Here is a 26,199-nt window from a genome sequence, read left to right on the forward strand (position 1 = left end):
TATATGGAACCGCGTCAAGAAATTGGTGCGGTTTCTTGCTTTTGAGTGAGGAACTTACTAGAGCAACTCATCGGCCTGACAAGTTTCACAGTCGTGTTCACCAAATATTTGCCTTTGTGCAGACTACTACCATTTGCCCGCAGGGAATAGAAAACACCGATGAAAACCACTCTTACAAAGACACTCATTCTGTTGCCGGTTCTTGCCTCTTTGACCGCATGTATTCCGTCACCAAAAGATCTGGAAACCACTCCGGTCAAAGTCCAGACCCCCAAGGGCGTGGTAACATGCCAACTCTACCGGCAGAACCGCGTGGACTGGGACCGGGCAATCGACTTTCCGGCAACAAAAATGTCCGTCCCCGAGGCTGATGCATATTGCAGACAAGAAGGCCAACGCCGCCTGATGTGACCGTTGTGAGGCCGGGCAATTAGCCCGGCCCGCCATTCAACGATTACGAAATAACCCGCCCAGAATGCCTCGGACGATCCTGCGCCCGGTTGTTCCCTTAAGCTCTTTAATGACGGCCTCGCTCATGGCGGTGGCAAAGGTGTCTTTCTTTCGCACGATCCGCGAAGAAGACCGCGATACTTTGCTATCTGAGTATCGGCGAGCCGTGGCAAATTCGCGTTCTGCAATCGATTGAGACTCAAGTTGTTCTTCTGCCTCGGCTGCGGCTTGTGCTGCGGCATCAGTCCGCGCCTGGAGCATCTCAAAGGCTGATCTGCGATCTATGCGGGTTTCGTATTTGCCTTTCATCGGAGACGCATTCATTACCGTTTGCCGTTCGGCAGCGGTAATCGGCCCCAACTGTGACCCAGGGGGACGGATCAAAGTGCGTTCGACGATGCCCGGAACCCCTTTCTTTTGCAGCATGGATGTAACCGCCTCGCCCACGCCAACCTCACGGATGGCGGCCTCTGTATCAAAGTTCGGATTCTCGCGGTAGGTTTCGGCCGCAAGGCGAAGGTTTTTCCTGTCTCGGGCGGTGAAGGCTCGCAAAGCATGCTGTACCCGGTTACCCAACTGACCCAGAATGTCTTCTGGGATGTCTGCCGGGTTTTGCGAGATGAAATAGACCCCTACGCCCTTTGATCGGATAAGGCGGGCGACCTGCTCGACTTTGTCCACAAGAACTTTGGGCGCGTCTTCGAACAACAGATGCGCTTCGTCAAAGAAAAATACCAGCTTGGGTTTGTCCGGATCGCCGACTTCGGGCAACTCTTCAAACAGTTCGCTCAGCAGCCATAACAGGAACGTCGCATACAGCCGAGGTGATCCCATCAACTTGTCAGAAGCCAGGATATTCACCATGCCATTCCCGTTGACATCGGTGCGCATAAGATCGGCCAGTTCCAGGGCAGGTTCGCCAAACAGATTGGTGCCCCCTTGATTTTCAAGAACCAACAACCGTCGCTGGATGGCACCGATCGAGGCGGTTGAGACATTCCCATAGCGCAGTGAAAGATTTGCTCTGTTCTCTCCAATCCAGACCAACAGGGCTTGCAGATCTTTCATATCCAACAGGGGCATACCTTCTTCATCGGCAACCCGAAATGCAATGTTTACAATGCCTTCTTGTGCTTCGCTCAGGTCCATCAGCCTGGACAACAACAAAGGTCCCATCTCGGATACTGTGGTTCGAACCGGATGGCCTTGCTGACCGAACAGATCCCAGAAAGTGACCGGGCAAGTGGCATATTTGTAATCCGTGAATCCGATGGTTTCGGCACGCTTCTGAAATGCCCCATGTAGCTTGTGACTTTCACTGCCCGCCAGCGCCAAACCAGACAGATCACCTTTGACGTCAGACAGAAACACCGGCACCCCAGCCTTGGAAAACCCCTCGGCCAGGATCTGAAGCGTCACGGTCTTGCCAGTACCGGTCGCACCGGCAATCAGGCCGTGGCGGTTGGCGTATTTCAACGACAACGTCTGAGGTTGGCTATAATCCGCGCCACCACCGCCAAGAAATATGTTCTCACTCATATGCTTAAGGCCCTGTTTCCTACCGATCTCCACCCAGCATACAAAGTTAACCTTTGGCTGCGATAGTTTTCTGGTTGTTCGTGTATGAGAATTGCGCGGTCAACAAACTTCCTCCCTGTCGACTGGCCGCGCGTTCACGCGCGGCCCTTTTTCCACCATAGCTTCAAAATTAAATTTTCAGGTTAGCAGTTGACCACCGCGCCGCCCTCTCGTAACGTCTGCTCATAAATAAGTCGGCCGGTCCGACGGGGAGAAAAATTCATGAAAGGGAGCCGCTCCACCGGCTCCCTTTTATCTTGGCCACACGTGTTGTCCACGGGGCCTCAGGCGAGATTCCGATCACTTCTGTCTTTTTACGCTGCATAATGCCTGACACTGCGCGCAAGTGGTGCTAGACCCGGCGAAAAGCCACATCAACAATCACGAGGCAATTATGTTCAGGACACCGATAAAGCTTGTTGCGGCAGCTTTTCTTTTCAACGGCGCCGCCCTGGCGCAAGAGACCACCGACACGACAGAACCTGCCACCGAATCCCCTACGACCGAGCAGGTGGACAATGGACTCGACCTGGGGCAACCGGTCGATGAAACCGTCAAGGTTGGACAGCGCTATGACAAAGAAAAATTCGGCGACTGGAGCTTGAACTGTTTGAAGATGAACGCGGGCAAAGATCTGTGTTCTCTGCTGCAGGTCATAAATGGCCCGCAAGATGTGCCTATGGCTGAGTTTTCCATGTTCCGCCTACCCGAAGGTGGTTCGGCCGTAGCCGGAGCAAATATCTTGGTTCCGCTTGAAACACTGTTGCAAGCGCAGCTGACCCTCTCAATCGACGGGGCGCCTGCCAAACGCTACAACTATTCGTTTTGTAACCCTGTTGGCTGCGTTGCCCAAATCGGCCTGACTCAAGGGGATATCGACGCAATGAAGCAGGGCAGCAAGGCGACTTTGACCATCGTTCCAGCGCCCGCGCCGGATCAGGTGATCGAACTTGACCTATCTTTGTCCGGGTTTACTGCAGGCTACGACATTGTTGATGTCGCAACCAACTGAAGACAACATTTCGAGAAAGCCGTTTAACCCAACGGCTTTCTCAAACCCGCTTCAAGGCAAGTACTGCGTTCAGACCTCCGAAAGCGAAAGCGTTGCTTAGCGCAACCTCGACTTTCGCATCGCGTGCCTCGTTGGGCACAACGTCCAAAGCACATTCCGGATCTGGTTCTTCGTAGCCAATCGTCGGTGCAATCACCCCATCTCGCAGGGCCATGATACAGGCCAAAAGCTCTACCGCGCCGGTTCCGCCAATCAAGTGACCATGCATCGACTTGGTGGATGAGATCAAAAGTTCGTCCGCATGCGGGCCGAAAACGCCAGCTACAGCGGCACATTCCGTTTTGTCATTGGCCGCAGTACCTGTGCCATGGGCGTTGATATAACCCACCTGATTGGCATTCAGGCCAGCATCAGACAACGCCCCTGACATCGCACGGGCTGCGCCCTGCTTGCTGGGCATTACAATGTCTGATGCATCCGAGGTCATCGCGAAACCAACAACTTCGCACAAAATTTCTGCCCCACGCGCCTTCGCGTGTTCGTATTCCTCGAACACGAAGATGCCCGCTCCCTCTCCTTGCACCATACCGTTTCGGTTGGCGCTAAAGGGACGACAGGCATCCTTGGACATCACCCGCAGCCCTTCCCAGGCCTTAACGCCACCAAAGCACAACATGGATTCTGAGCCGCCGGTGATCATCGCAGGGGCCGCCCCGCTGCGCACCATCTGAAAGGCTTGCGCCATCGCATGGTTCGATGAGGCACAGGCAGTCGATACGGTAAAGCTGGGACCTTTGAGGTTATGTTCCATCGATACGTGGCTTGCCGCCGCGTTGTTCATAAGTTTAGGAACAACAAATGGATGAACCCTGTTCTTCCCGTCCTCATAGACTGAACGGTAATTGTCGTCCCAGGTCGAAACGCCACCACCTGCTGTTCCCAGAACCACGCCAGATCGTGCAGCCAACTCACCGTGGAATTCGATCCCGGACTGATCTATGGCCTCTTTGGCCGCGGTCAGGGTAAACTGTGTAAACCTGTCATACAGAGTCATCTGTTGGCGGTTGAACCGACCCTCGGCTTCGAACCCCCGGACCTGCCCACCGATCTTGATCGCCAACCTGTCGACGTCTCGAAATTCAAGTTCCGAAATGCCACAACGGCCTTCCCGCATCGCCTCAAGCGTATCTGGAACTGAATGACCAAGCGAATTGATCGTGCCTGCCCCGGTTATTACTACCCGTTTCATTTGCTTGGGTCAGACCTTTTCTGCCACAAGCTTTTCGATCCCAGCTATGATCGCGGCGACATTTGAGATGTCAAAGTCACTGGCCGTTGGTTCATTGGCATTGAACGGAACGGTAATGTCGAACTCTTCTTCGATGGCAAAGATACTCTCGACCAGCCCCAAGCTGTCGATCCCCAGATCTTCGAGCGTACTTTCGGGCGTCACATCCGAAGGCTCCAACACGGCTTGTTCGGCAATGATGGCAATGACGCGGTCGGTGATGCTCATATCGATCCTCTGATTATCACGTTGAATGTGATTTAATCGCTCGGAGGCTGTTTGGAAACAGCCTTTTTCAACGCCTCCACGTCACGAAGCATCCGCGGCAATCTGCGCTGCGCCTTATAGACATCAGTAAAGGTTTCCATCTTCACAGCCGGGTAGCCCATCAATACACGACCGGCAGGTACGTTTGACAGGATTTTGGTACCACCGCCGACAATCACCCCGTCGCCAACGAAAATATTGTCCGAAACGCCTGACTGCCCACCCAGAACCACGTTATTGCCAAGCTCAACCGAACCGGAAATACCAGACTGACCACACAGCAGACAGTCATTACCAACGCGCGTGTTGTGGCCGATATGGACCTGATTATCCAGTTTTGTGCCATTCCCAATGCGAGTATTACGAATGGTCCCGTTGTCGATCGTACAATTCGCACCGATTTCGACATCGTCGCCAATTTCCACAGAACCAAGCGAATGAATGCGCAGCCAGCTTTGCGCGCTGGCGTCTCCTGCATCCCCCAAGGTCTTGCGCGCGTTCTCTACCCCCGATACTTCGGGCGTAACAAAACTGAACCCGTCGCTACCGATCCTTGCCCCTGGTTGCGCGATAAAACGATCCCCGATCTGCACACGGGCACCAATGCTGACCATTTCGCGCAGAACCGCGTCTTCGCCCAACACAGCATCCATGCCTATGACGCAATGCGGTCCGATATTCGCCCCTCTGCCAACTCGGGCCCGTGCACCAATGACTGCCAGAGGGCCGATTGAGACCCCATCTGCCACATCCGCAGTTGGGTCTATGACTGCCGAAGGGTGAACTCCGGATCCAAAGCCCTGCCCTTTATCCAGCATGGAGGTGATCCCGGCCATCGCCATGCGCGGTCGTCGAACGAATATTGCTGCCTTAAGCCCCAACGCCTGCCAGTCAGCACCTTCCCAAAGGATGGCGACCTGCGCCGAACCCGATCCCAGATCCTCGGCATATTTCGGCGACATCGCCATCGCCAGATCGGTGGCAGTTGCATCCGACGGTTCAGCAGCAGCATGTACGACCAGGCTGGCATCGCCCTGGAACTCAGCGTCAAGGGCATCTGCGATTTGTTGAACTGTATATTTCATGTGGGGCTTCCCGGAACTAGGACCTGCCCCCGGTGATTACCCCTGAACGTCCGGCAGGGCCACCCCTGCTTTCTGCAGAGCATTCCAGATTTTCTGATCACGACCATAGACGTCGCGTCGGTACTGTACCTCACCTTTCGGGCCAATAAAGGCAGTGCGGTAAATCAAGTGGACAGGGACATGCTGCTCAAGCTTCACAGTGGTCTCTTTTCCAGTCGCGAGAATACGCTGGAAAAATGCCTTTGGGTTTTCTTCTTGCTTCGCCAACAGTGCGTAAGCGAATTCGAAAGGCTGCGCCAATCTGATACAACCATGCGAGAAGGCACGAGATTCCCGAGCAAACAAACTTTTCTGCGGTGTATCATGCAGATAGATGTTGTGCTTGTTGGGGAACATGAACTTCACCAGCCCCAGGGCATTGCTTTTGCTGGGCGGTTGGCGCATCGCAAAAGGAAAGTTGCTTGCGGTGAACTGAGTGAAATCTACTGCCCCGCGATTGACCTGGCGACCACTGCGATCGGTAATCTGAATATGCCCAACGGCATTTGGGTTGGACTGCAGCTGCGGCAGGTATTCCTTGGTGATGATCGAGCGTGGGACATACCAGCTGGGGTTAATGACCATATGCTCCATCTTGTCGGAAAACTCGGGGCTCCGACGATCATGGGTGTTCTTGCCGATCACAGCGCGGGTTTCAAAGGTAATAAAGCCGTCATCAACAATCTTGGCTGAGAAATCAGCCTGATTGACCAGAATGTGGCGTTCACCGCGCTCGCGCGGCAACCAGCGCTCACGCTCCAGCGCGACATAAACGGCTTTCAGACGATCCGAAGCAGTGCGGTTCAGCTCAGTAATTGTGCCCGGACCCGCGACGCCATCTGCGGCAAGACCATGTGCGATCTGAAACCGCTGAACGCCTGCCAGCAAGGCATCGTCAAAAACAGGGCTGGCTGTTGGGTTCATAAAACCCATTTCAACCAGTCGGTTACGCATCGCTATTACGGCGGGTCCCGTATCTCCCAGTTCGAGCTTAGCCTGCGGAACAGTAGTTCCCCAACCGCCTTGGCGAACCAATTCTTCCAGCGCAAGTTTCTGCTTCATCAAAGCCCGATACTGGGTCGAGCTTGGCGCCAACTGATCGAAATAGGCTGCATCCTCCGAGGTCGTCAGTCCACGCAGATGCCCTGCTGTCGAGGTCGGCTCGACCTTCCTGACCAATCCATCGTCTATATCGGATGGTCGTAAAATGCCTGTCCTCATGTCTTGTGCATAGGCCGCAAAAACGCGCGTCAGCTCGACCTCAATCGCCCCAAGCTCACGCGCTGATTTTGCTGATTGAAGCCGGTCAACCAAGCCCTGCGCATCATAGGCGTTCGCGGGTAGCCCGTGTAATTCGACCGCAGAAAGCCCCTCAATCAACCGTTGACGACGTTCAGCATGTGCAGCCGTGTCGCCAATCCAAACAGGCACGAATCCTCTTTCACGGTAGAAATCGGCAATCTCAGACCCGGAAGGTGCAAATTCGGCAACCGCCATCTGGAATGCGGTGTCAGGCTTGGCCTCAGTGTTCGCCATCGCCGAAGTCGTTAGAAAACATGCGGCCAAAGCAATACCGGTGCTTGCACGAAGAACAGAGAACATTTGGAGCCCTTGAATTTTCAATATAATACGCCGTTTCAGGCAATGCCGAACAATTATGGTTTTGCTTGAAACCCATTGTCTATTCACAAATGCATCAATTTCGTGCTTATACCCAAGCGTGATGCTTGTTTGCATCGGACAGATTTCCGCGACGGCCTAAGACGTTGGATCTTTGCCATTTTGCACCACCTGCGCAAAAAACTGCCGAAAATTCCCCCTTGAAAAGATGAATTTGAAAGACTTCTTGGCCGCCCTTCACGACTGTGTCATAAATCCCTCATCTGGGATGGGAATAAATTAATACAGCGCGCGTAACATCGTGTGCAGGCAGGAACAGTACGGGACGAAACACAAAATGACGACGAGCAGTTCCTCGGGTTTGACCCGGCGTGCTTTATTGGGCGCATTCGCAGCTACAGCAGTTGTAGCAACTCCAACCTACTCCAATGCAGCAGGATTCCTTCGTGGCGGTGGTGATATTCGCCGTATTCGCATGTATTCCGGACGCACTGGCGAGCGGATCGATATGATCTATTGGGTTGACGGTAAATACATCAAAGACGCGGTCAAAGAAGTGAACCACTTCATGCGCGATTGGCGCACCGACCAGGCCAAGGATATGGACCTCCGCACGATCGACATCATGGCGGCGTCGCATAATCTGTTGGATGTCAACGAACCCTATATGCTGCTGTCGGGCTATCGCTCGCCGCAGACCAACGCGATGCTGCGGTCACGGTCGCGCCGTGTTGCCAAGAATTCGTTGCACATGAAAGGCCAGGCAGCCGACCTCCGCCTGTCATCTCGTTCGGTCTCGCAAATGGCCAAAGCGGCGATGTCTTGCCGTGCTGGTGGTGTTGGCAAATACCACCGCTCGAACTTCGTGCATATGGATTGCGGTGTGGTAAGAAGCTGGGGCGGTTGATCCGCCCCGCCTGTCGTCAAGAGAACTTTGTCGGTCACCTAACCGTTTGAATGAGCAGATTTATCTGCCATTGTGGAGGTGCCTATTCTACTCAGGCAGCCTCATAAACCCTGCGCAAACCGGCTGTCGCAGGTGATTTTCAATACGAGCCCAAATATTCAAGAAATGGCGCACCTGAGAGGATTCGAACCTCTGGCCTCTGCCTTCGGAGGGCAGCGCTCTATCCAGCTGAGCTACAGGTGCCTGAGCCGTTAGCTAACCTTGTTCCGGTCCGGGTGCAACTGAAAATCGACCCGGATCAAACAGGTTTCACGCGAACAGATCATGCGCAAGTTCAAGCGCTTCGATCAGGGTATCGACCTCATCTTTCGAGTTATAGAGACCAAAACTTGCGCGGCATGTCGCGGTTGCTCCGAGGAAATCCATCAATGGTCCAGCACAATGGTGCCCGGCCCGAACAGCGACGCCCTTTTTATCCAAAATCGTCGAAATGTCATGTGCGTGGCCTGCACCGTCCAAAGTGAAGCTAAAGATCGCCGCTTTGTCCGGCCGTGTCCCCTGAAGCTGAATCCAGTTCAGCCCCGCAAACCTCTGCATCGCATAGTCTCGGATCTCGGCCTCATGAGCAGCAACGTTGTCCATCCCCAAATCCATCAGATAGTCCAGAGCGACGCCCAGTCCGATGGTTTGCACGATGCCAGGAGTTCCCGCCTCGAATTTCATCGGTGGATCATTGTAGATCACCTGATCCTTGCTGACCTCTTTGATCATGTCACCGCCACCGATAAACGGGCGCATTTCGGCCATCCGGTCAGATTTGATGTAAATCGCTCCCGATCCCGATGGGCCATAAAGCTTATGCCCGGTGATGGCGTAGAAATCGCAGCCAATATCCTGGACATCGACCGGCATATGCACGGCGCCTTGACTGCCATCCACCAGCACCGGGACGCCTTTGGCATGGGCGCCTTCGGTGATTGCTTTGACATCCACAACCGTGCCCAACACGTTCGAACAATGGGTCACCGCGACCAGCTTGGTTTTTGGACCGATGGCATCAATGACAGCTTGCGGATCAAGCCCGCCATCCGCATCCACATCCACCCATTTCAGCACCACTCCCTGACGCTCGCGCAGGAAATGCCAGGGTACGATGTTTGCATGATGCTCCATCACACTCAGGACGATCTCATCCCCGGCCTGAAGACGCGGCATCGCCCAGCCATAGGCGACCAGATTGATGCCTTCGGTCGTGCCCGAGTTCAGAACAATCTCATCTTCATCCGTTACGCCCAGAAATCGGGCAATAGTTCCACGAACGGATTCGTATTTCTCGGTCGCCAGATTGGACAGATAGTGCAGCCCGCGATGCACATTTGCATATTCTTCGGTATAAGCCCGCGTCACAGCGTCAATGACAACCTGTGGCTTCTGAGCTGATGCTCCATTGTCCAGATAGGTCAGCGGCTTGCCGTTTACCTCTCGGGACAGGATCGGAAAGTCAGCGCGAATTTTCTGCAGATCGAACATCGTATTTTTCTTCCCTAGACCGGGCCGCTGGGTGTGAACATGAGGACAAATGAGATTGAAATCAGTGCGGATAACAGAATGACCCCAAAAGATTTCAGCATCGAGTTGAACTTATGAGCTTCATTCAGGAAATGCATTGAGACGTAAAGGCTGACAAGTGCGGTCGCCAGCAAAAACATGACCATCATAAATGGAACAACCATCGAAACGATCAGCGTCACCGACATCGCTGCGATCTGAAGGAATTGCAGCCAGATCGTCAGGATCAGGATATCTTTGAATGTCGCAACGCCCCCGATAGTACGACCAACAAAAAGAAGAGCCACCACGCTGAGCAGCATCGCGCCTGACGAACGTAGAAGGTTCAGAATAACAGGATCAGAAACGGGAAGCGGTTCACCCTGCGGGACAGGGACCATCTGTTCGATACCAATTTGGATGGCACCGTTCAGAACGACAGCCAGAAAGAATGCCAGCCAGACAACTTCACGCCCGGGACGCAGATCCAGCAACCGTCTTGCCGCTTCGGCAGGGTTGGTCAGGGTCAGAACAGCAATCTGACTCAGCACGGCCGGATTCATTCCGCATACCTTTGCGCTTGCCTAAGGCCCGAAAACCAGAACCACAGGAATACGACGAACCAGACCAACCCGACAGTGGTCATGGTTGTCCCCGGACCGATGAAACCAGCGACAAGGCCGTTCAGCAAAATCAACGGCGTCGAGGATAGCAACGCCCAGAACAGAGCCAACCTTGCGCCATAGGCAGTCCCCTTTCCGCCGAACAGACGCGCCGCACCGTGGGACACGAAGGCCAGAAGGTAAAAGAACAGCGGCAAGATAATGACAGTTCCAAGCAAGGCACCGCCCAACAGCATGTTAAGTTCGAGGTCTTCGAGATGCGCCCGCCGGGACAAACGTGGCAGTTGCGCAATGAATGCCACCACGCAGAACGCCATTACAAAGACCAAAGCGCGGTCCTCACGTTCGCCCAAATCCAGAAGCCGGCTTACAACCCGGCCTGGTCCACGGTATGTGGCCACTATATCCGACGTTACCGGCATCAGCTTCGCCGAGAAAGCCAGCCTTCAAGGCGGTCAACCATAGCCTCCGCAAGGCCTTCATCCTCGATCTCTTCCACAGCCTCGGCTAGGAACGACAAAGTCAGCAAATTTGTTGCCTCTTTGACGGGCACACCCCGAGACCGCAGGTAGAACAGAGCCGTTTCATCAAGCGCACCTGATGTCGAACCGTGCGAACAGACTACGTCATCGGCATAGATCTCAAGCTCGGGCTTGGCGAGGAACTGACTATCATCATCCAGCAGCAAAGACTGGCTGATCTGATACCCGTCTGTTTTCTGGGCGCCCTCTTTCACAAGGATCTTGCCCTGAAACACGCCGGTCGCGCCGTTCCGCAGCACCTTCTTGAACACCTGGCGGCTTTCGCAACCAACCGCGTCATGGGTGACGAACACCGTGTCGTCATGGTGAAAATCGCCATCTCCGACGCAGGCACCGGCCACGTGCGCCACCGCATCATCGCCGGTCAATTCGATCACCTGTTCGTTCCGGGTCAGAACACCGTTCATAGTCAGGGTGAAGGATTTGTAGACAGAATTGGCACCCAACCGTGTAAACATATGCGTCGCCGCACGACGCTCGTGGTCACGACCCTGGGCCCGCACATGGTGCAGCGAGCCACCATCGGCAATGTCAATTTCCATACATTTGTTGAAACGCGATGCCGCCGGCCCGTTTTCGAGAATGGTAACCTCGGCGTCAGTTTCGACCCGCACTACGTGATGCAGGATCGCATCCGAATCCTCGGACGCATGGCGATAGATCAGGCTGATCGGTTTCGATGGCTTACCGGTCACATGGATGGCCACGCCGTCTGATGCAAATGCGGTGTTCAATGCGGCCAGCGGGCGCTGAACCGGGACTTGTCCATTTGCTTCAAGAACGCCGTACAAGTCTTTGGCCCAATGGATATCTTTGCAGCAAATATCTTCAAGCCGGTCGATCGAAACACCTTCGAGTGTCAGATCATCGGACTCTTCGGGATTGAACACTCCGTCAACGAAGACAATCTTCAAGCGGTCGAATTCATCGAACATTTGCGGTTCGTCCGACTCGAACAGCGCCGCATGCGCTGCATCAGCCGATACGAGCGTATCGGGTTGGGTGTATTTCCAGTACTCGTCGCGCCGGCTGGGCAAGCCCATTTGGCGCACACGGGCAATTGCGTCCTCGCGCGCAGCGCGAGTACATCCGGCATCGGGCAACGACAGGACGGCCAACCGCTCCTCTGTCGCAGTCTGTTTTGCTTGGGGCAACGCCATCAGTTCACCTCGGCCAGAATGTCGGCATAACCGTTGTTTTCAACCTCAAGTGCCAACTCGGGACCGCCAGTTTTTACAATCCGCCCATCGGCCATGATATGCACGACATCAGGTTTGATGTGGTCCAGAAGGCGCTGATAATGCGTGATAACAAGGAAACCACGCGCTTCGTCGCGCAGCGCGTTCACGCCCTCGGCAACCAGTTTCATCGCGTCTACATCCAAACCGGAATCTGTCTCGTCCAGAATGCACATTTTGGGCTCGAGCATGGCCATTTGCAGTATTTCGTTGCGCTTTTTCTCACCGCCAGAAAAGCCAACATTCACAGGGCGCTTCAGCATATCCGCATCGATCTTTAACGATTTGGCCTTGGCGCGCACCTCTTTCAGGAAATCGGCTGCTGAAAGCTCTTCTTCCCCGCGGGCCTTGCGCTGTGAGTTCACAGCGGTGCGCAGAAAGGTCATGTTGCCAACGCCCGGGATTTCAACCGGATATTGGAACGCCAGGAAAACACCGGCTGCTGCGCGCTCTTCCGGTTCCATCTCGAACAGGTTCTCACCACCAAGGGTCGCCGAGCCTTCGGTCACTTCATACCCATCCCGACCGGACAGCACATAGCTGAGCGTCGATTTGCCCGAGCCATTCGGCCCCATGATCGCATGTACCTTGCCAGCCTCAACCTTCAGGTCGACACCTTTGAGGATTTGCTTGTCTTCTTCTTCAAGTTTGACGTGCAGGTTTTTGATTTCCAGCATGTTTATTTCCTTTGGCGTATCGCAAGAGGGTCATGCCCCCTGTATGTTCTGAATTCAGGGAAAGTCGGGATTAACCCACAGATCCTTCGAGACTGATGGCCACCAACTGCTGGGCCTCCATCGCAAATTCCATTGGCAGTGCCTGTAGCACGTCCTTGCAGAACCCGTTGACAACAAGGGCCACGGCCTCTTCCTCGTCCATTCCGCGCTGACGGCAATAGAACAGCTGATCATCATCGACCTTCGACGTCGTCGCTTCATGCTCGACGCGCGATGAGTTGTTCTTGACCTCGATATAGGGCACCGTATGCGCCCCGCATTTGTCGCCGATCAGCAAGCTGTCACACTGGGTGTAATTGCGGCTGTCCTTGGCTTTTGGATGCATCGAGACCAACCCGCGATAGGTGTTCTGCGCCTTGCCCGCGCTGATCCCTTTCGAAACGATCCGAGACTTGGTGTTCTTGCCGAGGTGGATCATCTTGGTGCCAGTGTCGGCCTGCTGATAGTTATTGGCAATCGCGATCGAATAGAACTCACCTTGGCTTTCATTGCCGCGCAGGATGCAGGACGGGTATTTCCATGTCACGGCAGAGCCGGTCTCCACCTGCGTCCACATCACCTTGGACCGGTCGCCGCGGCAATCCGCGCGCTTGGTCACAAAGTTATAGATGCCGCCCTTGCCATTCTCATCCCCGGGGTACCAGTTCTGAACGGTCGAGTATTTTACCTCGGCATCTTCCTCGATGATGATTTCGACCACGGCAGCATGCAGCTGCGCAGTGTCGCGCTGAGGCGCAGTACAGCCTTCCAAGTAGCTGACATAGCTGCCTTTATCGGCGATGATCAGGGTGCGTTCAAACTGACCGGTGTTCTCCGCATTGATGCGGAAATAGGTGCTCAGCTCCATCGGGCAGCGTACGCCCGGCGGGATGTAGACAAATGACCCGTCCGAGAACACGGCCGAGTTCAGCGTGGCATAGAAATTATCGGATACCGGAACCACAGTGCCCAGGTATTTCTTGACCAGCTCGGGGTGTTCCCTGATCGCTTCAGAAATCGAACAGAAGATCACACCTGCCTTTTTCAGTTCGGCCTGAAAAGTTGTGCCAACGGACACCGAGTCGAACACCGCATCCACGGCCACTTTGCGCCCTTCGACGGGCATATCCTCGGCACCTTCGACGCCAGCCAGAATCATCTGTTCTTTCAGTGGGATACCAAGCTTTTCGTAAGTAGCCAGCAGCTTCGGATCCACCTCATCCAGCGATTTCGGCTTTACCTCCATCGATTTCGGACGGGCATAGTAATACTGGTTCTGGAAGTCGATTTCGGGATAGCTGACCATCGCCCATTTCGGCTCTTCCATCTTGGTCCAGCGTTCGAACGCGGCCAGACGCCATTCGGTCATCCATTCCGGTTCTTCATTCTTGTCCGAGATCAGACGGACGATATCGGGGTTCACGCCTTTTGGGGCGTATTCCATCTCGATATCGGTGTTCCAGCCGTATTTATAAGTTCCGGCCTCGCGCACCGCATCAACGGTTTCCTGATCGACACCTTCTTTTACCTGAGTCTGGTCCAAAGCGGCCATGACTTATCCTCCGTCAGATCACGCGGCACGCGCGCGATGCTTTTTCTCTTTTTCCAGCCACGTATCCGCGAAACGCAGCACATCATCTTCTGTCGTCCAAGGGCCGAGCGATACGCGAATTGCGCTGGCTGCCGTTACCTCGTCATATCCCATTGCCGTCAGAACTCGGCTGGTCTTTACCTTGCCACTTGAACAGGCCGAACCTGCGCTGATCGCAAATCCAGCCAGATCCATCTGCATAACCTGCGTCTCCCCTTTCCATCCGGGAGTTGCAAAACACAAAGTGTTGGGGAGTCGCTCCTGATCTTTCCCGACAAAAATAGTCGCTTTCGATCCGGCCTCAAGAGCGTTCTCTAGAATATTTCTAAATTTAGCAACATTTTCCCAAACACCGTTAGCCAGATCTTTCACTGCGGCCTCGGCAGCGGCACCAAAACCCGCGATTCCAACAACGTTTTCCGTCCCGGAGCGCCGGCCCATTTCCTGCCCGCCACCAACCGCAAGCGGGTTGATGTCCAGCCCTTGTTTTAGGATCAGAGCGCCAACACCCTTAGGACCGCCGATTTTATGCGCCGAAAGAACCGCCATATCCGCATCGCTCCAGGCGAAGGAAAAGGGAATACGGCCAACAGCCTGTGTAATATCCAGCAACAACCAATCGGCGCGCCGTGCGCCATAGGGCCACTGACCTTCGACCTTTTTCGGTGGCAAGGTAACGATACCTGTTTCCGAATTCGCCAACCCCATTGCTAAGATGTGACCAGGACCGAACGGGCGTTCGTTGCAGTTCGATAGATCAAGATGCGACCAAAGCGCGTCATGCGCCGTTGCATCGACGAACACATCGCAATTATTCGGTCTATTCTGCAGGACCCGAGCCGCTTCGGTCGCACCAGAGGTGAAAATAACTTCCTGCGGTCGGCACCCGACAGCTTCGGCCACCTGCGCCCGTGCACGCTCGACCATGGCCTTTGCCGCTCGTCCTTCAGCGTGAACCGAGGAAGGGTTACCGATCTGATCCATTGCCGTGATCATCGCATCGCGCGCTTCGGGGCGAATTGGCGTTGTGGCGTTATGATCAAGGTAAACACGATTCATGGATGCACCTTTTGGCAACCAAAGGGACTTGGACAAAGCAAATTCATCTTACTCGTCCACGACCGCGAACAGATTGGGAACAGCCGGACAGGGTGCCAAGTCGTTCCTGATCACATCAGAAAGCCGCGTTTGATGCAGAAACACATAAACATGGGCACTCAGCCCTTCCCACAATCGGTTGGTCAGCGATTGCGCACGACTGCCCGATGAGGCCCCGGATGCCCCTGCCCCTTTTTTCAACGCGTCTACAGTTTCGTCGACGGCGGACAGAATTTCGACTACACGGATTTCCGACGCAGGGCGCGCCAACCGATAACCTCCGCCCGGACCGCGCACTGACGAGACAAGCTCGGCCCGGCGCAGCTTTACGAACAGCTGTTCAAGATAAGGCAACGAGATGTCCTGCCGTTCGGAAATTTCGCTCAGCGTTACCAGTCCGTCAGAAGACTGAAGAGCGATATCAGCCAAGGCCACCATCGCGTAACGACCCTTGGTCGAAAGCTTCATTCTCATTCCCTTATGGCAGTTAACGCGCGAAATCATTGACGCCGCCGCTGCCAGTGCGTATCTCCGACTGACAGCGCCCTTGCGCCGACTATCACAATTAGAACCGTTCTAAGGTGTCCGACGATTATCGTCAAGTATTTCCGGACACCCAGAAGAAAAAGACAGGACCTATGCACACATGCCCGAGGTGATTTTTCCCGGACCCGAAGGCCGCCTGGAAGGCCGCTACCACCCGCAAAAGGAAAAAGACGCACCGATCGCCATCGTGTTGCACCCGCATCCTCAATTTGGCGGGACCATGAACAACAAGGTGGTCTATAATCTGCACTATGCGTTCTACAACATGGGTTTCACCGTGTTGCGGTTCAACTTTCGCGGTGTTGGCCGCAGCCAGGGCGAATATGACCAGGGCGTAGGCGAGCTGAGTGATGCGGCATCGGCACTGGACTACCTGCAGTCGATGAACAACAATTCGAAACACTGCTGGGTCGCAGGGTTCTCGTTCGGAGCCTGGATCGGGATGCAACTGCTTATGCGCCGCCCTGAGATTACCGGTTTCATCAGCGTTTCTCCGCCAGCCAACATGTATGATTTCTCGTTCCTGGCGCCCTGCCCCTCTTCGGGTCTGATTATCAACGGATCCTCTGATCGGGTAGCCCCGCCTGCAGACACCACTGCATTGGTTAACAAGCTGCATGAACAGAAGGGCATCACAATCACCCATAACGAAGTTGAGGGTGCAGACCACTTCTTTCAGGATCGCCACATGGATACGCTGATCACTGATGTAAGTGACTATGTGAAACGGCGGCTGACAGAGAACACGCGCTAATGTCCGACACGATCATCAGGCTTGCTTCCAAGCTGGCCGAAGACACAATGAAAGTGATGGACGAAACCGGAAACGACCGCTTCTTCATGGAAGTTGGCGAAGTGATCGGGGCGTCCTCACAAACATTGGAAGAAGCATTCCTGACCGAGATCCGTGTCCGGATGGCCGAACGTAAGGCCCGCAAGTTTGTCGTCGAGAAATTGACCGAACATCGGTCAAAACTGAAAGCTATAGAAAAACAATGACGCAAAGATTGTCCGCGCAAATCGACTTCCTTAAACGCGCGGACAGGCTGAAATCTGTCAATCGTGCCAACGCCTTGTTGGATCAGTCCCGCCCAGAGAACGCGGCTGAGCATAGTTGGCAACTGGCGCTTTGGGCCCTGGTTTTGGAACCGGTTGCCGGGCCAGACGTGAATATCGACCGCGTGATCAAAATGCTACTGCTGCATGATCTGGTCGAAATCATCGTAGGCGATCACCCGATTCACCTGAAAACAGATTGGAAAGCACTGGAATTGGCGGAACAAACAGCTGCTGAAGAGCTGTTTGGCATGCTGCCTGCTGATCAGGCCACGACGTTTCTGGCTCTTTGGCAAGAATTCGAGGCCGACACCACTCCGGACGCGAAATTCGCCAAGATTCTGGATCGGTCGCAACCGATGTTTCAGGTGCTGTGTGCAGAACGGCCAAACCCAGAGCATTTAGCTGTCGTGAATGACAACCTGAAACAAGGTCGCGCTGCCTATCTGCAACAAGCTTTCCCGGACGCATATAATCTTGCCCAAGCACTGCTGAATGGAGGCAAACTCGAAACCTCCGAGCTTTCTTTGCGTTTGGGTTTCTTGTCCGAAACTGACCAACTCAAATCGGTTCAGCGCGCATCGCGTCTGCTCTATGATAACCGGTTTGAGAATTCAGCCGAACATTCCTGGCACATCATGCTTTTTGCCTGGGTCCTGTCCGAATATGCAGCCCCTTCCGTTTATGTAAACCGCGCCCTCAGGATGCTTTTGCTGCACGACATTGTTGAAATTGACGCCGGTGATCACCCAATTCATGGGCAGGTCGACCACGCGGCACAAGCCGCCGAGGAACTTGCTGCGGCGCAAAGGTTGTTTGGAATGCTCCCAGAGGTCCAAAATCAAGAATTCATGTCGATCTGGCAGGAGTTTGAACAGGCCGAAAGCCCCGATGCCTGTTTCGCCAAAGCGATTGATCGCTTCCAAACCCCGGTTGGCAACCTCGAGACAGGAGGCGGTTCCTGGATTGATTACAACGTCACATACGAACAAATCCACAGCCGTGTCGGCACGGTGATTATTCCCGGTGCACCAGCCCTGTGGGCATGGCTGGATCCGTTGCTTCGGGGTTACTTTTCTGAGACTGCAGAAGGCTGAAAACACAGCGGAAAAAGGAGCATAACACCCCTTTTTCCTGTATTCGGCAGTCGCTTAAACCGATGCACCAATCAATCGCTCAACATTTCGGGCTGCTTTTGTTTCGACGGACCCCCCGCCAGCAAGCCACCCAAGCGCAACAATAAGTGCCGAAAGAGCGATGACGTATCTTGCAAATTTCGTCATGGCGATACTCATAAAAAAACACGATAAAACGCGGACAAAGTATCACATTGCCGAAAATCCACATAGTCGGGTAATCCTGACCCCTGACGGATGCCTGTAAACTCCTGCTATCGCTTGCGCGTATCGGTCATTTCGTGCTCAACCCAATGCAACCTTATTGAATGCGAGACCCCCGTGCCCAAAGCATATCTTCTACTGCTGTTGGCAGTTGTTGCCGAAACGATTGGTACAACTGCACTTCAGGCCAGCCAGCAATTCAGCCGGTTCTGGCCGTCAGTGCTTGTGGTTGTTGGCTATGGAATTGCCTTTTATCTGATGGCCCTCACGCTCAAATACATGCCGGTTGGTATCGTCTATGCGATCTGGTCCGGTCTTGGAATCGTGCTGATTGCCATCATCGGTTTCATTGTCTTTGGTCAGAGGTTGGATTTACCCGGGATAGCTGGACTCAGCATGATTTTGGGTGGAATACTAATCATACACCTCTTTTCCGGTACAGCAGGACACTGACGATCGGTTAGGGCTGGCATATTTCGCCGAGCCGCGTTATGCGCGCGTCAACTTCCCGTTCAAAGGCTGACCTCTCATGGACCTGCGCAATATCGCAATCATCGCTCACGTGGACCACGGCAAAACAACGCTGGTCGATGAGCTGCTAAAACAATCCGGTGCGTTCCGGGAAAATCAAGCTGTCGCAGAACGCGCCATGGACAGCAATGACCTCGAGCGTGAGCGTGGTATCACCATCCTTGCAAAGGCCACTTCGGTGGAGTGGAAAGGCACGCGGATCAATATTGTCGACACGCCGGGCCACGCCGATTTCGGCGGCGAGGTTGAACGCATCCTCAGCATGGTCGACGGCGTTGTCCTGCTGGTCGATGCTGCCGAAGGTCCAATGCCGCAGACCAAATTCGTGACCTCCAAGGCGCTGGCGCTGGGTCTGCGTCCGATTGTGGTGCTGAACAAAGTCGACAAACCCGACGCCGAACCAGACCGTGCGCTGGACGAATGCTTTGATCTGTTCGCAAACCTCGGTGCGGATGACGATCAGCTTGATTTCCCTTCAATGTACGCCTCAGGCCGGTCGGGCTGGGCAGATATGGAGCTGGAAGGACCCCGCAAGGATCTGTCAGCACTGTTCGACCTGATCGTTGACCACGTCCCTGCTCCCAAACAGATCGAACGCAAGGACGAACCCTTCCGGATGCTTGCCACGACACTGGGCAGCGACCCGTTCATCGGCCGCATTCTGACTGGCCGTGTCGAAAGTGGTACGCTCAAGGCAGGTGACACCCTCAAGGCGCTCAGCCGGGACGGAACACTTATCGAGAACTTTCGCGCCTCAAAAATCCTGGCTTTCCGCGGTCTGGGGCAGCAACCCATTGATGTGGCCGAGGCGGGCGATATCGTCACCATCGCAGGTATGAGCAAAGCGACCGTGGCAGATTCGCTTGTTGCCCCACAGGTCGAAGACGCTCTGCCGGCGCAGCCGATCGACCCGCCGACCATCACAGTGACCTTTGGTATCAACGATTCGCCCCTTGCCGGCCGAGACGGTAAAAAGGTTCAGTCCCGTGTCATTCGCGACCGTTTGATGAAAGAAGCAGAATCAAACGTCGCCATTCGCATTACCGACACTCCGGGCGGTGAGGCCTTCGAAGTTGCGGGACGCGGCGAATTGCAGATGGGTGTTCTGATCGAAAACATGCGCCGCGAAGGGTTCGAGCTGAGTATCTCTCGCCCACAGGTCCTGTTCCGCGAAGAAGACGGTCAGCGCCTGGAGCCCATCGAAGAAGTCACCATTGACGTGGACGACGAGTATTCCGGCTCGGTCATTGAAAAGATAACAGGTGTCCGCAAAGGTGAACTGGCCGAGATGCGGCCTGCTGGTACAGGCAAAACCCGCATCATCGCCCATGTGCCGTCACGCGGGTTGATCGGTTATCACGGTGAATTCCTGACAGATACACGCGGTACTGGCGTTTTGAACCGTGTGTTCCACGACTGGGCACCGCATAAAGGACAAATTCCGGGCCGCCGCGCAGGCGTTCTGATCTCGATGGAGAACGGACAAGCAGTTGCCTATGCCCTTTGGAACCTCGAAGAGCGTGGCCGCATGTTTGTTGGCCCTCAGACCGATGTATATCAGGGTATGGTTATCGGCGAGCATTCGCGCGACAACGATCTTGAGGTTAACCCGCTGAAGGGGAAAAAGCTGACCAACGTCCGGGCCAGCGGATCGGATGACGCTGTGCGCCTGACACCCCATATTCAGTTCTCGTTGGAAGAGGCGATCGCCTATATCGACGATGACGAACTTGTCGAAGTGACCCCGAACGCAATCCGTCTGCGCAAACGCTTTCTGGATCCGCACGAGCGCAAGCGTATGGCAAGATCTGCCTGATCATTGCAGTGATGCAGTTCACAGATTGGAAACAATAACACAATCGTGACATATTTGCGCACACGCGTATTAAGGCCCATCCTGGAAGGCTCGCTCTCAAAGCGGGCCTTCTTTTTGTTTTACCTACACTTTCCTCTTTAAGTTGTTTCACTTTTAACATTCACAATTTTAGGAAACTTGTAATTCTGGCTCAAAAGGGATGTATTTGTGTCCAAAGTATGGCACCTGTTTGCCTGCCAAGTTTTGAGTAATGAGTATCAAGGAGTAGCGCCATGCGCATTAAGTCTCGCTTACTTTCAATAGTATTTGTTTCAGCAACATTCCCAGTTATTTCAGCTGTATCCGCTTCAGCTTCAGACATGTGTACAATACGAACAGCCAAACAGTCGGTATCGACTGAAACGCTTTGTGCATGTTCTGTCGTAGACGCCCGGATGCTGCGCTATTTGCAGCGACGCTCAGATTTCGAGGACATCTTGTCCCGTACATTGGAGAGTTGCCCAGCTTTTGCAGCAGTTCTGACTGACTTTCCAACCGCATCTATTCTCGGAAATGAGCAACGATCAGGAGACGGCGCTGCTGATGAAAATGGCGGTGGTGGTTCCGGCGGCGGCGGTGGCGGCGGCGGTGGTACCGGCGGCGGCGGTGGCGGCGGCGGTGATACCCGCGGCGGCGGTGGCGGCAATGGTGACGGCAACGATGATGACGACGGTGGTGACGGCGGCGAAGGTGGCGACGGCGGCGACGGCGGCGAAGGTGGCGAAGGTGGCGACGGCGGCGAAGGTGGCGACGGCGGCGACGGTGGCGACGGCGGCGACGGTGGCGACGGCGGCGAAGGTGGTGACGGCGACGGCGGCGAAGGTGGCGACGGCGGCGAAGGTGGTGACGGCGACGGCGGCGAAGGTGGCGACGGCGGCGAAGGTGGTGACGGCGGCGAAGGTGGCGACGGCGGCGAAGGTGGTGACGGCGGCGAAGGTGGTGACGGCGGCGAAGGTGGTGACGGTGGACCCAAGGGCAACCGTTCTGGCCATAGCGACGGAACCAATCCAGGCGGCCAATCTCAGAACCCGAACGGTACCAACAATCCGGGCAACCCCAAGTAAGCAAATTTAGGCACTACAGAAAATGGCGAAGCTGCTGCTTCGCCATTTTTGCATTCTAACCAGCTGAGATTAGCTTTCCTCAGCTTCTGCCGAAGACCCCGACCCATTTACTGGGCCGCCGAGGGTCCTGCATCCGCAGAAACAGATATCGCGTCGCCGACCAGGGTTTGATGCGGTTGGTCAAGTTATCCAGAACCAGATCGCCACTGGCCGAGCGATAAACCAAAACCGCATGAGAATTTCGCTGCGTATCCAGTACAGTTGCGATCAAAAGTTTGCTCGGATCGACGCCCGCTCGGATAAGATCCCTTTTCTTCAACAGAGCAAAGTCTTCGCAATCCCCACCGCGCGAAGTCGGCAGTGCCCAACGTTCCCGTGTTCTATATTGGGCTTGGTCAGTAACCGAGCGGGTGGTTGCGTTTACCTGCCGGTTGACCTTTTTGATGATCTGCATCTCTTGCTGGCTCGACATTGAATTCGAAGCCTTGCTGGAACATGCCCAAGAGTATTGACGGCACAGTTGCCGCGCTCCAGACGGCGGGGGCGAAGATGCGACTGTGCGGATAAAGTTGCCTTCCCGCGCTTGCGCATCTGGTGCCATAACCGAGGACCCCAACGCCAATGCGAGGATTCCTAAAGTTCTACCAAAACCAGTCCAGATCCGCGCATTAACGGCCCTAAATTCCGTACCCATGGTCGCCATGCCTGTCCCTCGATCCGTGTTTTCCCTGCGATTGCCGCAAAACAGGACCATATTCCGTTTTCCGAAACTATCGGTAAACACGCCTAATTGTGCAATCTGTCTCAAATCTTGCAACTAAAAGAGGCGGAATTCCGTCATTGAAAATGGCATTTTTGGGTAAGAATCTGGCGCTGCTCGCCACATTCGAAACACGAACCCCTTGGCAGGCCCGAAATCAAGACCCGCTAACTACTTGTAAATAAAAAATTTATGGGACTTCAGGTCGACGCTTGCCGCAACGTCATAATTGGGCGGCCATCTTTTGGCTGAAAACCGCCCAATGAATAAGCTGACAGGGGTATTAAATCCCTGATCGCACGGGGTGATTCTAATCTGTGATCTCTACGACCACCAATTCCCGCTCACTTGCACCACGCGCGTGATCCAGTGCTTGCTGATATTCCACCGAATTATAACACTCTACAGCGGCTTCCAACGAGGGGAATTTGGCGACAACGTTGCGCGGCCGTTCTTTGCCTTCCAACTGCACGTATCGCGCAGCACGCGCGATAAACGCACCACCGTGTTTGGCAATCGCTGGCCCGGCGAGCTCGGCATATTTTCCATAGGATTCGGCGTCAGTAACACTGACATGTGCAATCCAAAGTGCGGACATTTTGTTAACCTCCAAGAATATTCTCTGCAGCCTTGATCGCGGCATCAGCATTCGAAGCGTCCTTGCCACCACCCTGCGCCATATCAGGGCGTCCACCGCCACCTTTTCCACCAAGTTCAGCAACCGCCGCCCGAACCAGATCCACGGCCGAGATTGCATCCGTCAGATCAGCTGTGACACCGGCCGCGACGGCTGCTTTGCCGCCGGTATCCGCTATCAGCAACACAGCACCCGATCCAAGTCGGCTTTTGTGTTCGTCGATCAGCGCGGGTAAGTCCTTGCCAGATACGCCAGTAAGGGACTGAGCCAAGAACGAGATACCGTTTACCGTTTTGGCCTCAGCGCTACCGCCCTGCCCCGAACCACCAGCCATCGCGAGATCGCGGCGCAGCTGTGCAACTTCATTTTGAAGGGATTTACGTTCATCCAACAGAGCTTTGACACGAGATACAACGTCATCCGGTTGCGCTTTCAGTTCAGATGCGATCTGCCCCAAACGTTGGTCCTGGTCGGTCAGGTAAACCATGGCTTCGTCACCGGTAAGCGCTTCGATCCGCCGGACACCGGCACTGCTGGCGCTATCCCCCAATACAACAAGCGCGCCAATATCACCGGTCTGGCGAACATGCGTTCCACCACACAGTTCGATCGACCAGGTCTCACCATCCTGGCCTTTGCCGGTTGGCGCTTTGCCCATCGAAACCACGCGAACTTCGTCGCCATATTTCTCACCGAAAAGGGCCTGCGCACCCAGTTCCCGGGCATCATCCGGTGTCATGATCCGGGTCTCGACGGTCGAGTTCTGGCGGATGAAAGCGTTGACCGAGCGTTCAACTTGCCGAATTTCCTCGGGGCTCATCGCCTTCGCGTGGCTAAAGTCGAACCGCAGCCGGTCAGCCGCATTCAAAGAACCACGCTGCGCAACGTGGTCACCCAATGTTTCCCGCAATGCTTCGTGCAGCAAATGTGTGGCCGAATGGTTGGCCCGGATGGCGGTGCGGCGAACATGGTCTACCTCAAGCTCAACTGCGTCTCCCTTGGACAAGGTACCGTGATCGACCCTGACCCGATGCGCATAGATTTTGCCATCCGCAAATTTCCGGGTGTCCTCGACCCGCGCGACATCATCACGCTCTTCCAGACGACGAATTTCGCCGGTGTCGCCTATCTGACCACCGGATTCACCATAAAACGGGGTTTGGTTCACAACGACCCAGCCGGAACAACCTGTCTCGATCTTGTCGACCAAAGCGCCATCCACGACCATTGCCGCGACCTGTCCTTCAGCCTTTTCTGTATCGTATCCAAGAAAATCCGTAGCGCCCGCAATATCCAGAACGTCAAACCAAACGGCTTGATCCGCTGCTTCCCCCGATCCAGCCCAGGCAGCGCGTGCCTTGGCCTTTTGCTCGGCCATCGCCGTATCAAACCCGTCGGTATCAACCGTCCGGCCCTTTTCACGCAGTGCATCCTGCGTCAGATCAAGCGGAAAACCATATGTATCATACAGCTTGAAAGCGGCTTCTCCAGACAGTGCCGCACCCTCTGGCAGGTCAGAGACCTCGTCATCCAACAACTTCAGGCCGCGATCCAATGTTTGCTTAAAGCGGGTTTCTTCCAGCAACAGCGTCTCTTCGATCAGCGACTGAGCCTGGCCAAGTTCGGTGTACTGGGCACCCATCAGTTGGACCAATGTCGGTACCAGCTGATACATCACCGGATCCTTCGCACCCAACAGATGTGCATGCCGCATCGCACGACGCATGATCCGCCGCAGCACATAGCCGCGCCCGTCATTGCTGGGCATTACCCCGTCTGCAATCAGGAACGAGGTCGACCGCAGGTGATCCGCAATCACGCGGTGATGTACGTTCTGATCCCCATAAGGATCGACATTGGTGGCACTCGCCGAGGCCTCGATTAGGGTCTTGAACAGATCGGTGTCGTAATTGTCATGGCTTCCTTGCAACAGGGCACCAATCCGCTCCAGCCCCATCCCGGTGTCGATTGACTGCATGTCGAGCTCGACCATCGAGCCGTCTTCGAACTGTTCGTTCTGCATGAAAACGATGTTCCAGATCTCGATGAACCGATCACCGTCTTCCTCAGGAGAACCCGGAGGGCCGCCCCAGATATGATCCCCGTGGTCGTAGAAAATCTCGGTGCAGGGACCGCACGGGCCGGTCGGACCCATCTGCCAGAAATTGTCACTGGTTGCGATACGGATGATCCGATCTTCGGGAACGCCCACCTTCTTCCACATCTCGAACGCTTCGTCATCGGTGTGGTAAACCGTTGTCAGAAGGCGGTTTTTATCGACCCCGAATTCTTTGGTGATCAATTCCCATGCGAATGGAATTGCTTCGGGCTTGAAGTAATCGCCGAACGAAAAATTGCCCAACATCTCAAAGAATGTGTGGTGACGCGCAGTATAGCCGACATTGTCCAAGTCGTTGTGCTTGCCACCGGCCCGAACACATTTCTGTGCTGTCGTCGCGCGCTGATAGTCACGGGTTTCGACCCCGGTGAACAGGTTTTTGAACTGCACCATACCCGAGTTGACGAACATCAATGTCGGGTCGTTGCGTGGCACAAGGGGACTGGATGCCACTACTTCGTGCCCCTGTTTGGCAAAGTAGTTCAAAAAGGTCGATCGGATTTCGTTCAACGTTGACATAGGGCTCTCTCGGCGCGCGATCAGTTTGTTTCAAAAAGGGTTTATCCGCCTCCCCCGGGATAGTCCACAGGCGAGCGTCGCAGAACGGAACAAGGCGGCCCCGACGGACCGCCTTGTTCGGAATATGGTTCGTTCTTAGGAAAGAGCAGCGAAAATCGCTTTCTTCCCGA

General features: G+C 54.8%; 26 protein-coding genes and 1 tRNA gene. 9 read left to right on the forward strand and 18 right to left on the reverse strand.

Annotation, left to right across the window (positions count from 1 at the left end; all coding sequences use genetic code 11):
• The first annotated feature begins 159 nt into the window (after positions 1-159).
• The gene (locus AC2FIM_RS02550; protein ID WP_496675633.1) at positions 160-411 is read left to right on the forward strand and encodes a hypothetical protein; all 252 of its coding nucleotides are present in this window, start codon (positions 160-162) and stop codon (positions 409-411) included.
• 36 nt (positions 412-447) lie between these two features.
• Here AC2FIM_RS02550 and AC2FIM_RS02555 read toward each other — a convergent pair whose 3' ends face one another.
• A complete protein-coding gene (locus tag AC2FIM_RS02555; RefSeq protein ID WP_271947154.1) occupies positions 448-1,989 on the reverse strand; it encodes a helicase HerA-like domain-containing protein in 1,542 nt (513 codons plus the stop codon).
• Between the two features lie 433 nt (positions 1,990-2,422).
• On the opposite strand from AC2FIM_RS02555, the gene AC2FIM_RS02560 reads away from it, so the two are divergent.
• Positions 2,423-3,040 carry an invasion associated locus B family protein gene (locus AC2FIM_RS02560; RefSeq protein ID WP_142633757.1) on the forward strand — a complete coding sequence of 206 codons (618 nt, stop codon included), beginning with the start codon at positions 2,423-2,425 and terminating at the stop codon, positions 3,038-3,040.
• A 40-nt stretch (positions 3,041-3,080) separates the two neighbouring features.
• Here the strand turns inward: AC2FIM_RS02560 and AC2FIM_RS02565 are convergent, their stop codons facing one another.
• Genes AC2FIM_RS02565 through AC2FIM_RS02580 form a run of 4 tightly spaced genes read right to left on the reverse strand, consistent with a single transcriptional unit; the run spans position 3,081 to position 7,321 of the window.
• The gene (locus tag AC2FIM_RS02565; RefSeq protein WP_271947157.1) at positions 3,081-4,289 is read right to left on the reverse strand and encodes a beta-ketoacyl-[acyl-carrier-protein] synthase family protein; all 1,209 of its coding nucleotides are present in this window, start codon (positions 4,287-4,289) and stop codon (positions 3,081-3,083) included.
• Between the two features lie 9 nt (positions 4,290-4,298).
• Positions 4,299-4,556, reverse strand: coding sequence for an acyl carrier protein (locus AC2FIM_RS02570; RefSeq protein ID WP_142633752.1), 258 nt, complete (start codon positions 4,554-4,556; stop codon positions 4,299-4,301).
• Positions 4,557-4,588: 32 nt separating this feature from the next.
• On the reverse strand, positions 4,589-5,680 hold the full coding sequence (gene lpxD, locus AC2FIM_RS02575; RefSeq protein WP_271947158.1) for a UDP-3-O-(3-hydroxymyristoyl)glucosamine N-acyltransferase: 1,092 nt from the start codon (positions 5,678-5,680) through the stop codon (positions 4,589-4,591).
• A gap of 36 nt (positions 5,681-5,716) precedes the next feature.
• Positions 5,717-7,321: a L,D-transpeptidase family protein gene (locus AC2FIM_RS02580; protein ID WP_496707796.1), complete on the reverse strand. Its 1,605-nt coding sequence runs from the start codon at positions 7,319-7,321 to the stop codon at positions 5,717-5,719.
• Positions 7,322-7,676: 355 nt separating this feature from the next.
• Between AC2FIM_RS02580 and mepK the strand changes: the two genes are divergently transcribed.
• Positions 7,677-8,246, forward strand: coding sequence for a peptidoglycan L,D-endopeptidase MepK (gene mepK, locus AC2FIM_RS02585; protein ID WP_142633747.1), 570 nt, complete (start codon positions 7,677-7,679; stop codon positions 8,244-8,246).
• 166 nt (positions 8,247-8,412) lie between these two features.
• Here mepK and AC2FIM_RS02590 read toward each other — a convergent pair.
• The 9 genes from AC2FIM_RS02590 to iscR form a co-directional block, all read right to left on the reverse strand.
• A tRNA-Arg gene (locus AC2FIM_RS02590) sits at positions 8,413-8,489 on the reverse strand.
• A 66-nt stretch (positions 8,490-8,555) separates the two neighbouring features.
• Positions 8,556-9,776 carry a cysteine desulfurase gene (locus AC2FIM_RS02595; protein WP_496707795.1) on the reverse strand — a complete coding sequence of 407 codons (1,221 nt, stop codon included), beginning with the start codon at positions 9,774-9,776 and terminating at the stop codon, positions 8,556-8,558.
• Positions 9,777-9,790: 14 nt separating this feature from the next.
• The gene (locus AC2FIM_RS02600; RefSeq protein WP_142633743.1) at positions 9,791-10,357 is read right to left on the reverse strand and encodes a YIP1 family protein; all 567 of its coding nucleotides are present in this window, start codon (positions 10,355-10,357) and stop codon (positions 9,791-9,793) included.
• Entirely contained in the window at positions 10,354-10,839 is a 486-nt protein-coding gene (locus AC2FIM_RS02605; RefSeq protein WP_142633741.1) for a YIP1 family protein, read from the reverse strand. Before AC2FIM_RS02605 ends, AC2FIM_RS02600 begins: the two co-directional genes overlap by 4 nt.
• Positions 10,839-12,119 carry a Fe-S cluster assembly protein SufD gene (gene sufD, locus AC2FIM_RS02610; protein ID WP_271947165.1) on the reverse strand — a complete coding sequence of 427 codons (1,281 nt, stop codon included), beginning with the start codon at positions 12,117-12,119 and terminating at the stop codon, positions 10,839-10,841. Before sufD ends, AC2FIM_RS02605 begins: the two co-directional genes overlap by 1 nt.
• Entirely contained in the window at positions 12,119-12,874 is a 756-nt protein-coding gene (gene sufC / locus AC2FIM_RS02615; protein WP_142633737.1) for a Fe-S cluster assembly ATPase SufC, read from the reverse strand. Before sufC ends, sufD begins: the two co-directional genes overlap by 1 nt.
• Positions 12,875-12,944: 70 nt before the next feature.
• Positions 12,945-14,465, reverse strand: a complete 1,521-nt coding sequence (gene sufB, locus AC2FIM_RS02620) for a Fe-S cluster assembly protein SufB (RefSeq protein WP_281972082.1) — start codon at positions 14,463-14,465, stop codon at positions 12,945-12,947.
• 18 nt (positions 14,466-14,483) lie between these two features.
• Positions 14,484-15,563 carry a cysteine desulfurase family protein gene (locus AC2FIM_RS02625; RefSeq protein ID WP_496707794.1) on the reverse strand — a complete coding sequence of 360 codons (1,080 nt, stop codon included), beginning with the start codon at positions 15,561-15,563 and terminating at the stop codon, positions 14,484-14,486.
• 48 nt (positions 15,564-15,611) lie between these two features.
• Complete coding sequence (iscR, locus tag AC2FIM_RS02630) at positions 15,612-16,070, reverse strand: Fe-S cluster assembly transcriptional regulator IscR (protein WP_142633731.1); 459 nt, start codon at positions 16,068-16,070, stop codon at positions 15,612-15,614.
• A 178-nt stretch (positions 16,071-16,248) separates the two neighbouring features.
• On the opposite strand from iscR, the gene AC2FIM_RS02635 reads away from it, so the two are divergent.
• From AC2FIM_RS02635 to typA, 5 genes are all read left to right on the forward strand, one after another.
• Complete coding sequence (locus AC2FIM_RS02635; RefSeq protein WP_142633729.1) at positions 16,249-16,902, forward strand: alpha/beta hydrolase; 654 nt, start codon at positions 16,249-16,251, stop codon at positions 16,900-16,902.
• Positions 16,902-17,147 carry a hypothetical protein gene (locus tag AC2FIM_RS02640; protein WP_142633727.1) on the forward strand — a complete coding sequence of 82 codons (246 nt, stop codon included), beginning with the start codon at positions 16,902-16,904 and terminating at the stop codon, positions 17,145-17,147. Before AC2FIM_RS02635 ends, AC2FIM_RS02640 begins: the two co-directional genes overlap by 1 nt.
• Complete coding sequence (locus AC2FIM_RS02645; protein WP_281972080.1) at positions 17,144-18,301, forward strand: HD domain-containing protein; 1,158 nt, start codon at positions 17,144-17,146, stop codon at positions 18,299-18,301. The genes AC2FIM_RS02640 and AC2FIM_RS02645 overlap by 4 nt, the downstream gene beginning before the upstream one ends.
• Before the next feature lie 360 nt (positions 18,302-18,661).
• Positions 18,662-18,997, forward strand: coding sequence for a DMT family transporter (locus AC2FIM_RS02650; RefSeq protein ID WP_142633723.1), 336 nt, complete (start codon positions 18,662-18,664; stop codon positions 18,995-18,997).
• Between the two features lie 76 nt (positions 18,998-19,073).
• Entirely contained in the window at positions 19,074-20,891 is a 1,818-nt protein-coding gene (gene typA, locus AC2FIM_RS02655; protein WP_271947178.1) for a translational GTPase TypA, read from the forward strand.
• Positions 20,892-21,081: 190 nt separating this feature from the next.
• On the opposite strand, the gene AC2FIM_RS02660 is transcribed toward typA, so the two are convergent.
• Complete coding sequence (locus AC2FIM_RS02660) at positions 21,082-21,252, reverse strand: hypothetical protein (RefSeq protein WP_185956608.1); 171 nt, start codon at positions 21,250-21,252, stop codon at positions 21,082-21,084.
• On the opposite strand from AC2FIM_RS02660, the gene AC2FIM_RS02665 reads away from it, so the two are divergent.
• Positions 21,251-21,994: a hypothetical protein gene (locus AC2FIM_RS02665; RefSeq protein ID WP_496731738.1), complete on the forward strand. Its 744-nt coding sequence runs from the start codon at positions 21,251-21,253 to the stop codon at positions 21,992-21,994. The two genes, AC2FIM_RS02660 and AC2FIM_RS02665, sit on opposite strands and share 2 nt — an antisense overlap.
• A gap of 79 nt (positions 21,995-22,073) precedes the next feature.
• Here the strand turns inward: AC2FIM_RS02665 and AC2FIM_RS02670 are convergent, their stop codons facing one another.
• The 3 genes from AC2FIM_RS02670 to alaS all read right to left on the reverse strand — a co-directional run bounded on the left by AC2FIM_RS02670 (position 22,074) and on the right by alaS (position 26,029).
• The gene (locus AC2FIM_RS02670) at positions 22,074-22,748 is read right to left on the reverse strand and encodes a transglutaminase-like cysteine peptidase (RefSeq protein WP_281972078.1); all 675 of its coding nucleotides are present in this window, start codon (positions 22,746-22,748) and stop codon (positions 22,074-22,076) included.
• Positions 22,749-23,064: 316 nt separating this feature from the next.
• Positions 23,065-23,352, reverse strand: coding sequence for a DUF1330 domain-containing protein (locus AC2FIM_RS02675; protein ID WP_142633718.1), 288 nt, complete (start codon positions 23,350-23,352; stop codon positions 23,065-23,067).
• A gap of 4 nt (positions 23,353-23,356) precedes the next feature.
• On the reverse strand, positions 23,357-26,029 hold the full coding sequence (gene alaS, locus AC2FIM_RS02680; RefSeq protein ID WP_142633716.1) for an alanine--tRNA ligase: 2,673 nt from the start codon (positions 26,027-26,029) through the stop codon (positions 23,357-23,359).
• Positions 26,030-26,199: the final 170 nt, after the last annotated feature.

The sequence above is a fragment of the Ruegeria sp. CDSC052 genome (assembly GCF_059610685.1).

Bases quoted from the DNA above. Each gene is read 5' to 3' on its own strand.
- AC2FIM_RS02550 (WP_496675633.1), top strand. From the start codon at position 160: ATGAAAACCACTCTTACAAAGACACTCATTCTGTTGCCGGTTCTTGCC.
- AC2FIM_RS02555 (WP_271947154.1), bottom strand. From the start codon at position 1,989: ATGAGTGAGAACATATTTCTTGGCGGTGGTGGCGCGGATTATAGCCAA.
- AC2FIM_RS02560 (WP_142633757.1), top strand. From the start codon at position 2,423: ATGTTCAGGACACCGATAAAGCTTGTTGCGGCAGCTTTTCTTTTCAAC.
- AC2FIM_RS02565 (WP_271947157.1), bottom strand. From the start codon at position 4,289: ATGAAACGGGTAGTAATAACCGGGGCAGGCACGATCAATTCGCTTGGT.
- AC2FIM_RS02570 (WP_142633752.1), bottom strand. From the start codon at position 4,556: ATGAGCATCACCGACCGCGTCATTGCCATCATTGCCGAACAAGCCGTG.
- lpxD (WP_271947158.1), bottom strand. From the start codon at position 5,680: ATGAAATATACAGTTCAACAAATCGCAGATGCCCTTGACGCTGAGTTC.
- AC2FIM_RS02580 (WP_496707796.1), bottom strand. From the start codon at position 7,321: ATGTTCTCTGTTCTTCGTGCAAGCACCGGTATTGCTTTGGCCGCATGT.
- mepK (WP_142633747.1), top strand. From the start codon at position 7,677: ATGACGACGAGCAGTTCCTCGGGTTTGACCCGGCGTGCTTTATTGGGC.
- AC2FIM_RS02595 (WP_496707795.1), bottom strand. From the start codon at position 9,776: ATGTTCGATCTGCAGAAAATTCGCGCTGACTTTCCGATCCTGTCCCGA.
- AC2FIM_RS02600 (WP_142633743.1), bottom strand. From the start codon at position 10,357: ATGAATCCGGCCGTGCTGAGTCAGATTGCTGTTCTGACCCTGACCAAC.
- AC2FIM_RS02605 (WP_142633741.1), bottom strand. From the start codon at position 10,839: ATGCCGGTAACGTCGGATATAGTGGCCACATACCGTGGACCAGGCCGG.
- sufD (WP_271947165.1), bottom strand. From the start codon at position 12,119: ATGGCGTTGCCCCAAGCAAAACAGACTGCGACAGAGGAGCGGTTGGCC.
- sufC (WP_142633737.1), bottom strand. From the start codon at position 12,874: ATGCTGGAAATCAAAAACCTGCACGTCAAACTTGAAGAAGAAGACAAG.
- sufB (WP_281972082.1), bottom strand. From the start codon at position 14,465: ATGGCCGCTTTGGACCAGACTCAGGTAAAAGAAGGTGTCGATCAGGAA.
- AC2FIM_RS02625 (WP_496707794.1), bottom strand. From the start codon at position 15,563: ATGAATCGTGTTTACCTTGATCATAACGCCACAACGCCAATTCGCCCC.
- iscR (WP_142633731.1), bottom strand. From the start codon at position 16,070: ATGAAGCTTTCGACCAAGGGTCGTTACGCGATGGTGGCCTTGGCTGAT.
- AC2FIM_RS02635 (WP_142633729.1), top strand. From the start codon at position 16,249: ATGCCCGAGGTGATTTTTCCCGGACCCGAAGGCCGCCTGGAAGGCCGC.
- AC2FIM_RS02640 (WP_142633727.1), top strand. From the start codon at position 16,902: ATGTCCGACACGATCATCAGGCTTGCTTCCAAGCTGGCCGAAGACACA.
- AC2FIM_RS02645 (WP_281972080.1), top strand. From the start codon at position 17,144: ATGACGCAAAGATTGTCCGCGCAAATCGACTTCCTTAAACGCGCGGAC.
- typA (WP_271947178.1), top strand. From the start codon at position 19,074: ATGGACCTGCGCAATATCGCAATCATCGCTCACGTGGACCACGGCAAA.
- AC2FIM_RS02665 (WP_496731738.1), top strand. From the start codon at position 21,251: ATGTGTACAATACGAACAGCCAAACAGTCGGTATCGACTGAAACGCTT.
- AC2FIM_RS02660 (WP_185956608.1), bottom strand. From the start codon at position 21,252: ATGTCTGAAGCTGAAGCGGATACAGCTGAAATAACTGGGAATGTTGCT.
- AC2FIM_RS02670 (WP_281972078.1), bottom strand. From the start codon at position 22,748: ATGGTCCTGTTTTGCGGCAATCGCAGGGAAAACACGGATCGAGGGACA.
- AC2FIM_RS02675 (WP_142633718.1), bottom strand. From the start codon at position 23,352: ATGTCCGCACTTTGGATTGCACATGTCAGTGTTACTGACGCCGAATCC.
- alaS (WP_142633716.1), bottom strand. From the start codon at position 26,029: ATGTCAACGTTGAACGAAATCCGATCGACCTTTTTGAACTACTTTGCC.